This is a genomic window from Streptomyces sp. SAI-127, assembly GCF_029894425.1.
Lineage (GTDB): Bacteria > Actinomycetota > Actinomycetes > Streptomycetales > Streptomycetaceae > Streptomyces.
The window spans coordinates 37514-50947 of record NZ_JARXYJ010000003.1; the positions used below are offsets into that span (position 1 = coordinate 37514).

Consider the following 13434-nt stretch of genomic DNA (forward strand, 5'->3'; position numbering starts at 1 on the left):
CACGTCACAGTCCGGCCGCCTGGGCCAGTGATGCCCGATCGTCCTCGTCCAGATGAAGGCTGGCCAGCAGTTCGTCGTCGGCCAGCAGACGCCGCACCCATGCCGCGTCGGCAACGAATGCCGCTCGGCAGAGGGCCCGTTCAGGGTGGTCGTCCTCGGGGCCGCTGACCGCGAGGTCCCACGCGTTGCCGGGATCGGTCGGAGCGGACAGGACGGCGGCTATGAGCACGAGCCCGAACAACTCGTTCCGGCGTGGGATCGATGGATCGGCAGCCAGTCTCAGCAGATAGGGGACGACCGCCGGCATCGTGGCGCTGATGGACATCGGCCCTGACATCACAAGCCAGTCCAGTGCTCGCTCGGCCATCTCAGCCGCGTCGGGATCGAGCAGCCCGCGCAGGATGACCGGGACATCAACCGGGCAGCCAGGAATGGACGACCACCCCACGTCCTCGCACCCTTCCAGCGCCGGATGCGGAGAAGCCTCTTGCCTCAGGTGTGGGTGGGCCGCCGTCAGGGCTGCCGTCGCGGTCACCGCTGCGGCCTCGTGATCCACTTTGCACACAGTGTGCCTCCCACCCGCCCGCTGGCACCGTGCCGTCGAACGTCGACCACATCGACGCCACGAGTCTACGATCATCGCCCGCTGGAGCCTGGTCCGGTATCCAGAGAGACCCTCCAGCTGGCGGGTGACAGTGACCACACAGAGCTTGTACGACGCGTCCTCCAGCTGGCGCCTGATCTCTTGACGGGTCTGTGTGATCAGGCGGGTGCATCAGTGGAGGCCGACCGCTCCGCTGTCTCTGCCCGGTACTGGCCCGGGGTAGTACCGAATTCTCGGCTGAAGGCATGTGAGAGGGCGTACGGGGTGCCGTAGCCGACGCGGCGAGCGATGGCGGCCAGTGGGTCCGGGGTGTCGCGCAGCAGGGTGGCGGCGAAGGTCAGGCGCCACCAGGTGAGGTACGCCATCGGCGGGCGGCCTACCAGGGTGGTGAAACGGCGGGCCAGGGTGGCGCGGGACACGCCTGCCTCGGCGGCCAGGAGATCGTTGGTCCACCGGGCGGCCGGGTCCGAGTGCAGCGCTCGTAGGGCGGCGGCCGCCACGGGGTCGCCCAGTACGGTTGGCCAGGTGCCGCTCGTGCCCTGGGCTGCCCAGGAGCGGATCATATAGACGAGGAGGAGGTCGAGCAGGCTGGGTACCGCGATGCAGGAGCCGGGTCCCTGTGTGCCCAGCTCGTGGCCCAGCAGGTCGACGGCGGCGCGCAGTTCGGGGTGGGCGCCCACTCGGTTCGGCAGGTGGACGACCCTCGGCAGTTCCGCCATGAGCGGGTGCATGCGACTGCGGTCGAGCCGGTACTTGCCGCACAGCATCTGCACCTCGCCGGAGGTGGCTCGGGGCCGGCGCGGCCCCCTGTCGTCGAGCCATTGCTCGAACGGCACCGCCTGTTTCACGGTCGTCGCATCGGCGGGGGCGTCGGCGATCACGTGTCCTGTGCCGTGCGGCAGCAGCACCACGTCACCCGCGCCGAGTGAGACTGGCGAGCCGCTGTCGGGCAGCAGCCAGCAACTGCCCTCCAGGATCACGTGGAAGCCCGCCCCGTCGTACGGGGCGAGTCGCGTGCACCAGGTCCCGCTCACTCGCACCCGGTTTGAGGATGGCCGGCCGACGCGCACTGCCGAAACTGCGTCGCTCACTACATCCATCAGGCCAGACTACCGAGAGCGTCACTGGTGAGGCGGATGCGTATCTGAATGAGTCGAACAGGCATTGAGAGGCTCGTCTGCCCTTCCTAGAGTCGACGGCATGAAGAACGAGAGCCTGCAGAGCATCGTGCTCGGCGATGTCGAGGTCATCCGAGTCGTCGAGTGGCAAGGGGCGTTTGCGCCGGCACGCGGCCTGGTTCCGGAGTCCGGCGCCGAGGTGTGGAAGGGCAACGAGGGCTGGCTGGCGCCGGATCACTGGGAACCGGACAGCGACCGGGCGGTGGTGGCGCTGCAGACCTGGGTGCTGCGCAGCGGCGGACGGACCGTCCTGGTCGACACCGGGGTGGGGAACGGGCGCGAGCGGCCCGGCTCGGCGCAGTTCCACCACTGGCAGGGCGATTTCCTGGGCCGGCTGGCGCGGGCCGGAGTCCGGCCGGATGACGTGGACGTCGTCGTCAACACCCACGTCCACGGTGATCACGTCGGTTGGAACACCGTCGGTGTGGACGGAGGGTGGGAGCCCACGTTTCCCAACGCCCGGTATCTCATCCCGGCCGCGGACGACTTCCACTTCGGACCGGCCAACTCGTACGGGGACGGCCGCCGGGAGGATGACCGGCTGATCTACGAGGACAGCATCATGCCCGTCCACCGGGCCGGACAGACCGTCCTGTGGGACGGTACCCACCGCATCGATGAACATCTCACTCTGGAGTCTGCGCCAGGCCACACACCCGGTTCATCCGTGCTGCGGCTCGCATCCGGGAGCGATCGGGCGGTCTTCGTCGGTGATCTTCTGCACAGCCCGGTGCAGATCCTCACACCCTCCTGCAACAGCTGCTTCTGCCTTGATGCGGAGCAAGCAGTGGCCAGTCGCCGTCGGATCCTCGAACGAGCCGCCGACGAAGGGGAATTGGTCGTCCCCGCACACTTCGGCGGGGCGGGTGCCGTGGAAATCCATCGAGAGGGCGACGCGTTCACCCTCGGGCGGTGGGCGGCCTAGGCGTCAGCCCAGCTGCTCCGGTGGAACATCGGGCTCGCCGTAAGAGTCGCCAGGACTTCAGCTGCGCGAAGGCGCGTTCGCCGGGAGCCCGCAGCCGGGCGTGGTCACGGTTGAACTCCCGGTAGTGCTCGGGCTGTTCGTTGTGGTGGTAATAGAGGGTGCGGACAGTGGCGCCGGCACCCTGGTAGGCGCGGTCCGCCAGGCCGAGGATCTGTCGGGTCCGGCATGCTTGGATGATGCCGTGGGCGCGGGCAACGGTGAGGTCATGGGTACGTCCTGGTGTCGCGCGTGAGAACCACAGTGGTGTGCCGTCCGGGGCCGCGATGACCTGTACGTTCATGCCGTGCTTGCGGTGCTTCAGTGAGCAGTAGGGCTCGTCCGCCTTGATGCGGTCGGTCGGGATGAGCGTCCCGTCGACGATGACGAAGTCCCCCTCGCCCGGCCCGAAGGGCCTCATACGGGCCCGGCGCCCAGGCGGCCAGGACCTCAAGCATCTCGTCGACGTAGCGCAAGGCCGTCGCCTCCCGACACCGAACCCGGCGCCGACCTGTGCGAGCGTCTCGTTCTTCCGCAGGTGGGCCAGTGTCAGCGGGCCCTGCTTGAAGCAGCTCAACTTCCGCCATGGTGAGCGAAGTTCATGCCTTCGGGTGTGGACGCGCCAGGAGACATGCTCGACCAGCTCGTACGGGATGTCGAGCAGGACACGATACGGAACTAACGAAGCCCCCCCCGGACCGTCGGCGCGTTGAGTGAGATCACCACACCAACGACGAGGGGCTTCGCCACGTCACCATCACGCTGACCTGCCTGTTTCACTCCTCAGACCCCAGGATGAAAGAGGTTCCGTGACGTTTTCTCGGCGAAATGGTCTGCGCGAAGCGGCGTAGACCAACCCATGTATGAGCACGACGGATGATCCGGGACCCAACTGCGGACAGACGTAAAGCCCTGGTAGGACAGGTCTTACCACGAGATCATCCACAGCAACCTGCGATCTCGGGCGAGGTGCGGAGACCAGGAGGGGCAGTGGACAAGTTCAGGCCGAAGCAGAGATGGTTGCGCCGCTTGTGGGCTTGCGCGTTGGCCGGCCTGGTGGTGACAGTCACTGCTACTTGGGTGGTTACCACCATCAGGAGCCGGGAAGTGCGACTCACGACGGTCCCTTCCCGCACTGCCATTATCGGCACCTGGAAGATGGAGGGCGGAGTCGGCTGGATCCAGTTGGGAGCAGATGGGCGTTTCTCAGCGACGGACCTTCCCACCGAGCTGTTCAACCCGGGCCCATGGCAGGACGGCGTGACAAGCACCCACGGGACCTGGACGCTCGACGCCCGCGGCGGCTCTGTGGATCTTGTCCCAGTTGATGCGCTGAGAGCGGAGGTCAGCGACATCGGGCTCGGCATCGTTGAGAGGGGCCATGCCACGCATCTGTGTGTGACGTCGGGCGATCCAGGAGTGCTGTGCGACTTTCTGTTGCAGCGGGCACCCAACTGAGAGAGCCACGACGGCCTGAGAAACGCTGCGTACGACGCCAGCAGTCCTGGAAGGCTGTCCCTCGGGTCGCCTCTGGGCCATCAGAGGTGCATCAACGCCGACCAACGTTGACAACCGGTGAGAAGCTGTTGTCTTTCCGATCTTGAGAGGTGCGCGTCGATTGGGAGTCCCGATTGGGTGGTCGCGGGGCGCTTGACGCATACGGGCAGGTCCTCATGAACAGCTCATGGGTGTCGAATCCATCCGAGCCATGCGATTCCCGGCGCTGACTGCTCCGGAGGCCACGGCAACCTGAGATTCAGGAAAGGGTTCGAATGTGGATGCCTCCGTCCACGAGCCCTGTGGCGAGGATGATGCTGCCGTCCGGACGGGCCAGAGCAGCGACGGAGATCCCGTGTATGGAGTCCTCCAGGAGGCGTCCGGTCGTGGCATGCCATTGGCGTACGACGCCGCTCTCTGAGGAGACGAGGAGTCTGGGTTCGTCGGCGACTGCCACCGAAGTCAAGGAGCCGACCCTGTCTCCAGTCTCGATGGGTTGCCCCAGGGGCTCGCCGGACGCCGCGTTCCACCGGTACAGCACACCGTCGATATCTGCGCAGGTGAGCACTGGGATTCCTGCGCGAGGCACGAATAGGTCGATGTCCATTACTTCGCCACCCACCGCGAAGGTGCTCCGGCTTTTCCCGCTGTCTCCGTCCCACAGGCGAACTGTTCCATCGTCGTCTGCCGAAGCGATCAGCAGTCCGCGTCCTGGCACGCGGTCCGCTTTCACGCACTTCACACTGCTCCCGTGTCCGCTGAGTGGTGCTCCCAGAGCGGTGCCGGTGATGGCATCCCAGCGGTAAACCAGGTGGTTGTTTCCTGCCCCGATGAGCATGACGCGTCCATCTCCCATCGCACAGGAGTCGACGCTCCAGATGGTCCCAGGGGTCAGGTCCGGCATGTCGGGGAGAGGACTTCCGGTGCTCGCGTCCCGCCGTTGCACTCCGTTTTCTGTGGCTGCGGCGAGGATCTGCTTTCCGTCGCCCAGGCTGAGCGCGAGTCCGAAGCACCCGTGATAGAGCTCTCCGTCTCTTGTCTTCCACAGGACTTCCCCGGTGGCCACGTCCCAGCGGCGCAGTTGATGGTCGGGGTGCGCGGCCCCTGAGACGAGGAGGGTCTCATCTCCCGGCAACCCGGCAAGGAACAGCGGCCACACGATGCCCTCATGGGCTGACACAATGGACATCTCCTGCCCATGATGAACAATTCGCGCCATCGCCCCTCCAGTTCAGCGACAGTGATCTCTTGAAGATCGGCCGCCATCGTCGTACAGGAGTCCCGGCTGGGTGATCGTGGGGTGCTTGGGGCATGCGGGTGGGGCCTCCTGAACGGCTCGGTGGTGTCGAATCACCGAGCAACATCAGGAGGCTCCGGTGCCGCAGTGTTCCGTGTCGCTGCCGGGCGGTCCAGTTCGGTGGCCCCGGAGTGTGACCGTCTGGCTCACCGGTTCGGGAACGCTGCCGACACCCCGATGCGTGAGCGGCGCTATCCGACGGACATGACGGACGCGGAGTGGGCCAGGGGCCTGCCGCTGATGCCGGTGCCGGGCTGGATGCGTGGCCGGGGCGGCCGGCCGGAGGCGTATTGCCACCGGGCCGTGCTCGATGCGATCCGGTATCTCGTGGACAACGGGATCAAGTGGCGGGCGATGCCTGTCGACTTTCCGCCGGGGGACCGCATCTACGCATTCTTCCGCCGCTGGTGCGACAACGCCCTAGTCAAGGAGTTCCACGACCGGTTGCGCGCGAGGGTCCGCGAGGAGCTGGGGCGGGACGCGCAGCCGACGGCCGGCGTGATCGACTCGCAGTCCGTCACGGCGGACGCCGTCGTTGGCGCGGACAGCCGCGGCTTCGACGTCGGCAAGCTCGTCAACGGCCGCAAGCGGCACGTCGTGGTCGACACCCTCGGCCTGCTGCTGGGCGTGATGGTCACCGCCGCGGATGGCGGCGACCGCACCGCTGCCCTGGTCCTGCTTGAGCAGGTGGCCGAGGCGCACCATCGCCTAGCCCTCGCCTAGCCCTCATCTGGGCCGATGGCGGCTACACCGGCAGCCTCGTCGAGTACTGCCCGGCCACGTTCGCCCTGGTCCTGGCGATCGTCAAACGCAGCGACGACCAGGAAGAGTTCATCGTGCTGCGCAAACCGTGGATCGTCGAGCACATGTTCGCCCACCTGATGTGAATCCGCCGCCTGGTGCGCGACTTCGAGCAGTGCACCACCAGCGCGGAGGCGCTGGTCCACTGGTCGATGACCCTGCTCATGGCCCGTCGCCTGGTCCCGTCACGCCTGCCGCGAGGATGAACCGGCCTCCTGCCCGGGGACCACTCCGTGCGTCCAGTCCTCCTCTGCCGGACGGTGTCGACGCCGCACTGGAGCTGGTGGGCTGCTCGGTCCTCGCCGACACCCTCAACGCCGTCCGTCGGCACGGCACGGTCTGCTTCACCGGAGCCCTGGCGGGCCAGTGGACGATCCCCGATTTCACCCCGTTCATGATCCCGGGCGGGGTGCGGCTGACGTCCTACGGCGGTCAGGACGCCGATCTGCCGGCCGACGTCTTCGCCCGCCAGTTCCAGGCCATCGCCGCAGGGAGCATCGAAGTCCCGGTCGCGAAGGTCTACCACTGCACTGCGCCGACGGCGGCCGCACCTTCACCAGGCTGAGGTCCGTGCAGTCCTCCTCCGCCCTCGGCTTCGGCAAGGCCGAGCCCGGCGCCAACTACCAGGCCCTGTACCTGATCGGCACCGTCAAGGATGTCACCTGAGTCTTCCGCTCCACCGACCAGGGCACCCCCTGGCCCGCATCAACGACGACGCCCAGCAGTGCGACCCGACCCGCCGACGAGGGCGCTGTGGGAGATGTTCTCCGGTCTGATGGACCTCGGCGATGCCCACCGGTACGTCGCCGGCATGCTCGCCGGAATGGACGTCCGGTGCGACCTGGGCGACGACCACCGGCTCGTCGGCACCTTGTGCCCGGACATGAAGGTGACGCTGGAGTGGCCCGCCCCGGCGACGTCGTCACCGCGGTGACCCGGTCGGCGGACCTGCTGCGTGAGGGGCGTGGGCTCCTGCTCGGCCTCGTCGACCGCGCGGAGGCCCGCGACGCCGCGGCCGCGTGGACCGGACGGGTCAACACCGTCACCGCCCGCACGGACCGGGTGGACGTCGACGCGTTGCTCATCCGGCCCGACGGCTGTGTCGCTCGGGCCTTGCCCACCGGGCGGACCTCGACGCCACCACGCTGGTGCGTGCACTGGGCACATGGTTCGGCCAACCGGCCTGAGCACCGTATTAACAGTCGTCTCAGGTTCGCTCGCTAGGAAGTCGGCATCCAGACAAGCGATGCAACCCGTATGTAGGAGGCTAGTGATGGCAGTCAACACAGCGCCGGCCGGTGAAGCGCCGGCCGGTCGGTTGGCAGGCCGGTGGGTGCCGTGGTTAGTGATTGGCTTGTGGCTGGTGCTGGCGGCGGGCATGGTGCCGCTGAGCGGAAAGCTGAGCTCGGTCACCACCGACAGCGCCGTGGACACCCTGCCGGCCAGTGCCGAGTCCACCAAGGTGGCGGTGCTGGAGGACAGTCTCCCCGGCGGGGACAACAACACGTTCGTCTTCGTGTACCACCGCGCCGGCGGCATGACCGACGCCGACCGCGCGACGGTCAAGCGCCACTACAACACCCTTGCCAAGCAGTACCCGCCGAAGGCGAAGGCGGCGGCCGACGAGGACGACGAGGGCTCACCGACGAGCCCCTCCACCGACCGCAAGGCGATGATGTTCACCCTCGATGTGAGCACGACCTACGGCGCACCGGAGGAAATCGTCGGCCCGCTGCGTGACGCCGCGAAGGACCGCCCCTCCGGCCTGGAACTCGACGTGACCGGCCCGGGCGCGATCGACGGCGACATGGACGCCGTCTTCGACGGCATCGACGTGCAGGTCCTCCTCACCACCATCGTCGTCGTCACGCTCCTGCTCATCCTCACCTACCGGAGCCCGGTGTTGTGGATCGTCCCGCTGGTGGCCGTTGGCGCGGCCGCACTGACCGCGATGGGGACCGTCTACCTGCTCGTCAAGGGCTTCGGCATCGTGGTCAACGACCAGAACTCGGCGCTGCTGACGATCCTGGTATTCGGCGTCGGCACGGACTACGCGCTGTTGCTCATCGCTCGATATCGGGAGGCACTGCACCACCACGAGAACGTCCGGGCCGCGATGGTCCACGCGCTACGCGGCGCGGCGCCGGCCATCGTCGCGTCCGCGGCCACCGTGGTCGCCGGCCTGCTCTGCCTGCTCGTCGCGGACCTGAACAGCACCAGCGGGTTGGGCCCGATCGGTGCGGCCGGCATCCTGTGCGCGCTGGTGGCCATGCTGACGCTGTTCCCGGCGGTGCTCGTAGTGCTCGGCAGGCGGATCTTCTGGCCGGCCATCCCGCGGTTCAGCACGGCCGTGGAGGAGAAACCGGGACTGTGGGGACGGCTCGGCACCGCAATCAGCCGCCGCCGGTGGGTGGCGACGCTCGGCTCGCTCGGAGTACTCGGCGTGCTCGCCCTCGGGCTGGCGGGCAACACCGGCGCCCTGCGGGAGCAGGACCAGTTCCTGTCCGCGCCGGAATCGGTCACCGGCTTCACCGTTCTCCGCCAGCACTTCCCGGAGCTCGGCGGCCAGCCGATGACGGTCTTCACGCGGCCGACGCACCAGAAGCGGGTGCTCGACATCGTCAAGGACACTCGCGGGGTGGCCCTGGCCATCCCGGAGCAGACCAGCGGTGGCTGGGCCAACATCTCGGTGTTCCCGAAGGACGCGCCGGACACCGTCGCGGAGTACGACACGATCAAGCGGGTGCGCACCGCCGTGCACGCGGTGAGCGGGGCGGAGGCGATCGTCGGCGGGCCGAGTGCGGAGAACCTCGACACCGAGGTGACCACCGAGCGCGACGAGAAGCTGGTGATCCCGCTGGTGCTCGCCGTCGTCCTGATCGTCCTCGGGCTGCTGCTGCGCGCGATCGTGGCCCCGCTGGTCCTGATGGCCACCGTGATCGTCTCATTCGCCGCAGCCTTCGGCGGCAGCGTGTTCGTCTTCGACACGATCCTCGGGTTCAAGGGGATCGACTATTCGGTGCCGCTGCTGGCATTCCTGTTCCTGGTGGCGCTCGGCGTCGACTACAACATCTTCCTGGCCAGCCGGGCCCGGGAGGAGACCGTGCGTCTCGGCACCAGAGAGGGCATGCTCAAAGCCCTCTCCGCCACCGGTGGCGTCATCACCTCGGCAGGCCTGGTCCTGGCGGCCACGTTCGCCGTCCTCGCCACACTTCCGCTGGTGATGCTGATCGAGGTCGGGTTCCTGGTCGCCTTCGGCGTGCTGCTCGACGCCCTGCTGGTGCGGTCGGTCCTGGTGCCCGCCCTCACCCTGCTGATCGGCCGGCGGATCTGGTGGCCGAGCCGGCTGTCCCGTCCAGCGGCGGAGCTGCCGGGCGGTCAACAGTCGCTCGCCGACGGCGAGGAGCCCGCGCTGCAGCGGTGAGCGCGGCGGCAGTGACGAGATCCGGGACGGAGCCCCAGGCCCGTCCCGGATTTCTTTCATGGGCCCGACGGCCGCCGCCCTTTGGTCCTGCGCCGTGCGCCCGGGTTGGAGTCGGCGCATCGGGGGTGTCCTGCCCCGGTGGGGGAACCGACGAAATGTGGCTCGTGGAGTGACGGCATGCACAGGGCAGGTCAATCAGCCGGACGGTCACCGCGTGTTTGACGGCGCTTGCGCGGGCCGCCGTCTGGATCTCGCCCGCCTCGACGACGACGATGGCGACTCAAGAGGCAAGCAGGCTCACGTGAGCTGTTGCCGCTGCGATGCCCGATGAGTAATGCCGCCATGCCGGGTCTACAGCACAGTTGAACCAGTCTGGATCGAAACCACAGGAGGTCGAAGTGTCCGCATCAGTGCTCGACATGTCGATGTCACTCGACGGATACATCGCCGATCCAAACGATTTTCTAGGCGGCGACGATGGCGAACGACTGCACAAGTGGGCCGGCCCGGAGGACGAGTCCGGCCCGCCGTCCGGGCCGGCCGCGCAATTCCAGGACGAATGGAACACGGCCGGTGCGGTGCTCGCGGGACGACGCACTGCCGAGCTCATGGATCACTGGGGCGGTGATCACGGTGGTCTCCCGATCTTCGTGCCCAGTCACCGCCCGCCCGGCCCCGCCGCCCGTTGGGGCTATCCGTTGGTGACCTACGTGACCGACGGGATCGAAAGCGCGATGGCACAGGCCAAGGCCGCCGCGGGGGACAAGGACGTGCAGGTGCGTGGCGCGTACACGGCGCAACGGGCGCTTGCGGCCCGGGTGTTGGATGAGGTGCAGATCCATCAGATCCCGGTGCTGCTCGGTGATGGCCGTCGCCTGTTCGACGTCTTGCCGTCGCAGATCGAGTTGGAGATCATCCGGGTGATCGACACGCCGGAGGCCACTCACATCCGCTACCGCGTCTGTCGCTGAGCCGGTCGACCAGCACCTACTTGGTTGTGGTGGGCCGAGGTGCGTTGTCGCATCCGGTCACGGGCAAGTCCTGATGCCCGAGCAATGCACCCTCATGCCGTGATCCAGCTCCTACGCCTTGCGTGCAACCGTGATGCTGTGGCCAACTGGCGTGCTCAGTCACACGTCGGTGTACGGCGGTTCGCCGGGAATCTCCACACCTCTACTCGGGATCTCCCATCGGCGACGGTTGCGTTTCAGCAGGTCAGCGCATTCCGTCGGTTGGCCGGTGGTGGGCCGGGCGGGCCATTGCCTGACGGTCGCCGACCTTGGTCCTCTGCCTTGCGGCGGGGGTGGGGTCGGCGCATCGCGGTGCCTGCCCCGGCGGTGGGCCGCGCGGGGCGCAGCCAACGCCCCCATGCCCGAGGGCCGCCGTCCCTGGTCCTGCGCCGCGCCGCCGGGGCGGGTCAGTGCACCGCGGTGTCATCCCCGGCGGTGAGCCGCGCGATCGGGGCGGGCGGGGCCGCGGCCGGAAGGTCGATCCGAAGCAGCGCGCCACCGCGTGCGGAGCGGGCGACGGTGGCCCGGCCGCCGTGGGCGTCGACGACCCGCTGCACGATCGACAGCCCCAGACCGGATCCCGGCAACGCCCGGGCGCTGTCGGCACGGTAGAACCGGTCGAACACCCGCGGTACGTCGGCGGCGTCGATGCCCGGCCCGGCGTCGTCGACCTCGAGCACCGCCGACGCGCCCTCGGCACGGAGCCGGACCTGGACCGGCTGATCCGCGGGGGACCACTTGCCGGCGTTGTCGATGAGGTTGAGCACCGCCCGCTCGAGCGCAGCAGGACGCCCGCTCACCCACACGGAGGTCACGTCGACCGCGACCTCGACGTCGGGCACGCGGGAACGCGCCCGGGTCGCGGCGGCCGCCACCACGTCGGCGAGGTCGAGCACTTCGGTGCTCTCGTCGCTGACGTCACCGCGCGCCAGGTCGGTCAGCTCGGCGGCAAGGGTGCTCAACTCGGTCACTTGGGCGCCGAGATCGTTGAGCAGCCGGGTCCGGCTCTCCGCCGGCAGTGCGCTGTCCAACGTGCCGCGCCGGTCGAGCCGGATCAGCAACTCGACGTTGAGGCGCAGGCTGGTGAGCGGGGTCTTGAGCTCGTGGGCTGCGTCCTCGGCGAGCAGCCGCTGGGCCCGCCGGGAGTCCCGGAGCGCGGCGAGCATGTCGTTGATCGACTGGATCAGTCGCCGGATCTCCCCACCGCCCTCATCCGGGATGTCGGCGTCGAGATCCCGGGTGTGCGCGACACGTACCGCGGCGGCGGTCAGCCGGTCGATCGGTGCCAGCCCGGTCCGCGCCACGGTCCGCCCGACAAGGGCGCCGCCGACCACGCAGAGCAGCCCGATCAGCAGCATGCCGAACCCGAACCGGTTGATCGGGCTGTCGTCGACGAAGCGGGCCACCTGGACCGCGCCGTCGCCCGACCGCAGGGTGTAGATGAGGTAGCCGTCCTCGTCGCTGTCGTTCGACTCCATCAGGTCGGCCGACGCGCCCTGCGCCACGCGCTTGGCGTGCTCGCTGACCGGGGGCAGCGCGGGTTGGCCGGCCGGCGTCCGGATCGAGCCGTCGGGCAGGATGACCCGCACCAGCCGACCGGATCCGGGATACGGCGGTAGCTGGACCTGCGCCAGACCGGCACGCTCCGCGTTCGTCGCCAGGACACGGGAGTCGGCGCGCAGCTGACTCTCGGCGGTGTCCTTCAGCTCCCAGTCCAGTAGCTCGCTGGCCACCTGGAAGGCCAAGAACACGCTGACCGCGATGGCCGTCGCCGCGATCACCGTCAGCCTGGCCCGCAGGGACCGCCGGCGCCACCATCGGGTCAGCCGGCGCGGTTCCCGGCCGGCGGGCCTGCTCATGGAGGAGTCTCCCGCAATGTGTATCCCAGGCCGCGCAGCGTGTAGATCAATCGCGGCTCACCCTCGGCCTCCGTCTTGCGGCGCAGGTAGCTCACGTATACCTGGAGGTTGTTGGCGGTGGAGCTCATGCCGAAGCCCCAGATCGCCTCGAACAGCGCGTCGCGGGTCAAGACCCGGGTCGCGTTGCTCACGAGGACCTGCAGGAGGGAGAACTCGGTCCGGGTCAGGTGCAGCGGCCGCCCGCCCCGCCACGCCTCGAACCTGTCCGGATCGAGCCGGACGTCGGCGTACGACAGGATCTGCGACTCCTCGTCCGTCGGCGTGCGCCGGCGCAGCAGGGCCCGCACCCGGGCCAGCAACTCCTCGGTGGCGAACGGCTTGGGCAGGTAGTCGTCGGCGCCCGCGTCCAGCCCCGCGACCCGGTCGGAGACCTGGTCACGGGCGGTCAGCATCAGCACCGGCAGATCCCGACCCGCGGCCCGCAACCGCCGGCAGGTCTCCAACCCCCCGAGGCGGGGCATCATCACGTCGAGGAGCAGCAGATCCAGCGTGTCACCGCCGGCCCCACCGACCCCGTCGAGGACGGCGAAACCGTTGGCGACGGTGCTGGTGTCGTAACCCTCGACCTGGAGCACCCGCTCCAGCGAATCACGGATGGCCGGGTCATCATCCGCGATCATGATCCGCACGCCGGCCCGCCCCCTTTCAGTCGATGCTTTGCCGCTCATTGTTGCCCATCAACCTGAGACCAGGATTAGCGTGTCCCTGGTGGCCGCGCTAGGTGAATTGCCCTTTGCCTTCTG

Annotated in this window: 13 protein-coding genes and 3 pseudogenes; 9 read left to right on the top strand and 7 right to left on the bottom strand. The window is 68.5% G+C overall.

Translation table 11 applies throughout. The annotated features are described in order from the left end of the window. Window positions 1-4: 4 nt before the first annotated feature. Both M2157_RS47300 and M2157_RS47305 read right to left on the bottom strand, forming a co-directional pair. Window positions 5-556 (bottom strand): hypothetical protein, encoded by a 552-nt coding sequence (locus M2157_RS47300; protein ID WP_280868584.1) that lies wholly within the window; start codon window positions 554-556, stop codon window positions 5-7. A gap of 206 nt (window positions 557-762) precedes the next feature. Continuing rightward, a complete protein-coding gene (locus M2157_RS47305) occupies window positions 763-1704 on the bottom strand; it encodes an AraC family transcriptional regulator (RefSeq protein ID WP_280868585.1) in 942 nt (313 codons plus the stop codon). 100 nt (window positions 1705-1804) lie between these two features. Here M2157_RS47305 and M2157_RS47310 point away from each other — a divergent pair, with 100 nt between their 5' ends. Continuing rightward, window positions 1805-2707 (top strand): MBL fold metallo-hydrolase, encoded by a 903-nt coding sequence (locus M2157_RS47310; RefSeq protein ID WP_280859314.1) that lies wholly within the window; start codon window positions 1805-1807, stop codon window positions 2705-2707. Here the strand turns inward: M2157_RS47310 and M2157_RS47315 are convergent. Next, window positions 2682-3469: pseudogene (locus tag M2157_RS47315) on the bottom strand (transposase family protein). The gene M2157_RS47310 and the pseudogene M2157_RS47315 overlap by 26 nt on opposite strands. A gap of 381 nt (window positions 3470-3850) precedes the next feature. Here M2157_RS47315 and M2157_RS47320 point away from each other — a divergent pair. After that, window positions 3851-4201 (top strand): hypothetical protein, encoded by a 351-nt coding sequence (locus M2157_RS47320; protein ID WP_280868586.1) that lies wholly within the window; start codon window positions 3851-3853, stop codon window positions 4199-4201. A gap of 298 nt (window positions 4202-4499) precedes the next feature. Here M2157_RS47320 and M2157_RS47325 read toward each other — a convergent pair whose 3' ends face one another. Further along, on the bottom strand, window positions 4500-5429 hold the full coding sequence (locus M2157_RS47325; protein WP_280868587.1) for a WD40 repeat domain-containing protein: 930 nt from the start codon (window positions 5427-5429) through the stop codon (window positions 4500-4502). Window positions 5430-5741: 312 nt separating this feature from the next. Here M2157_RS47325 and M2157_RS47330 point away from each other — a divergent pair, with 312 nt between their 5' ends. Beyond that, window positions 5742-6260 (top strand): IS5 family transposase, encoded by a 519-nt coding sequence (locus M2157_RS47330; protein ID WP_280868588.1) that lies wholly within the window; start codon window positions 5742-5744, stop codon window positions 6258-6260. Here the strand turns inward: M2157_RS47330 and M2157_RS47335 are convergent. Next, window positions 6257-6484 carry a hypothetical protein gene (locus M2157_RS47335; RefSeq protein WP_280868589.1) on the bottom strand — a complete coding sequence of 76 codons (228 nt, stop codon included), beginning with the start codon at window positions 6482-6484 and terminating at the stop codon, window positions 6257-6259. The two genes, M2157_RS47330 and M2157_RS47335, sit on opposite strands and share 4 nt — an antisense overlap. A gap of 104 nt (window positions 6485-6588) precedes the next feature. Between M2157_RS47335 and M2157_RS47340 the strand changes: the two are divergent. The 6 genes and pseudogenes from M2157_RS47340 to M2157_RS47365 all read left to right on the top strand — a co-directional run. Then, window positions 6589-6864, top strand: a pseudogene (locus tag M2157_RS47340) (hypothetical protein); the annotation flags it as partial. Then, window positions 6840-7063 (top strand): annotated as a pseudogene (locus tag M2157_RS47345) (hypothetical protein); the annotation flags it as partial. The pseudogenes M2157_RS47340 and M2157_RS47345, both read left to right, overlap by 25 nt. After that, entirely contained in the window at window positions 7063-7272 is a 210-nt protein-coding gene (locus tag M2157_RS47350; RefSeq protein ID WP_280868794.1) for a hypothetical protein, read from the top strand. The pseudogene M2157_RS47345 and the gene M2157_RS47350, both read left to right, overlap by 1 nt. Next, entirely contained in the window at window positions 7239-7562 is a 324-nt protein-coding gene (locus M2157_RS47355) for a hypothetical protein (protein WP_280868590.1), read from the top strand. The genes M2157_RS47350 and M2157_RS47355 overlap by 34 nt, the downstream gene beginning before the upstream one ends. 49 nt (window positions 7563-7611) lie before the next feature. Then, window positions 7612-9762, top strand: a complete 2151-nt coding sequence (locus M2157_RS47360; RefSeq protein ID WP_280868591.1) for an MMPL family transporter — start codon at window positions 7612-7614, stop codon at window positions 9760-9762. 398 nt (window positions 9763-10160) lie between these two features. Then, complete coding sequence (locus tag M2157_RS47365; RefSeq protein WP_280868592.1) at window positions 10161-10733, top strand: dihydrofolate reductase family protein; 573 nt, start codon at window positions 10161-10163, stop codon at window positions 10731-10733. 446 nt (window positions 10734-11179) lie between these two features. Here M2157_RS47365 and M2157_RS47370 read toward each other — a convergent pair whose 3' ends face one another. Both M2157_RS47370 and M2157_RS47375 read right to left on the bottom strand, forming a co-directional pair. After that, complete coding sequence (locus tag M2157_RS47370) at window positions 11180-12631, bottom strand: HAMP domain-containing sensor histidine kinase (protein WP_280868593.1); 1452 nt, start codon at window positions 12629-12631, stop codon at window positions 11180-11182. Next, window positions 12628-13320, bottom strand: coding sequence for a response regulator transcription factor (locus tag M2157_RS47375; RefSeq protein ID WP_280868594.1), 693 nt, complete (start codon window positions 13318-13320; stop codon window positions 12628-12630). The genes M2157_RS47370 and M2157_RS47375 overlap by 4 nt, the downstream gene beginning before the upstream one ends. Between the last annotated feature and the right edge of the window lie 114 nt (window positions 13321-13434).

Bases quoted from the DNA above. Each gene is read 5' to 3' on its own strand.
- M2157_RS47330 (WP_280868588.1), top strand. From the start codon at position 5,742: ATGACGGACGCGGAGTGGGCCAGGGGCCTGCCGCTGATGCCGGTGCCG.
- M2157_RS47360 (WP_280868591.1), top strand. From the start codon at position 7,612: ATGGCAGTCAACACAGCGCCGGCCGGTGAAGCGCCGGCCGGTCGGTTG.
- M2157_RS47310 (WP_280859314.1), top strand. From the start codon at position 1,805: ATGAAGAACGAGAGCCTGCAGAGCATCGTGCTCGGCGATGTCGAGGTC.
- M2157_RS47305 (WP_280868585.1), bottom strand. From the start codon at position 1,704: ATGGATGTAGTGAGCGACGCAGTTTCGGCAGTGCGCGTCGGCCGGCCA.
- M2157_RS47325 (WP_280868587.1), bottom strand. From the start codon at position 5,429: ATGTCCATTGTGTCAGCCCATGAGGGCATCGTGTGGCCGCTGTTCCTT.
- M2157_RS47370 (WP_280868593.1), bottom strand. From the start codon at position 12,631: ATGAGCAGGCCCGCCGGCCGGGAACCGCGCCGGCTGACCCGATGGTGG.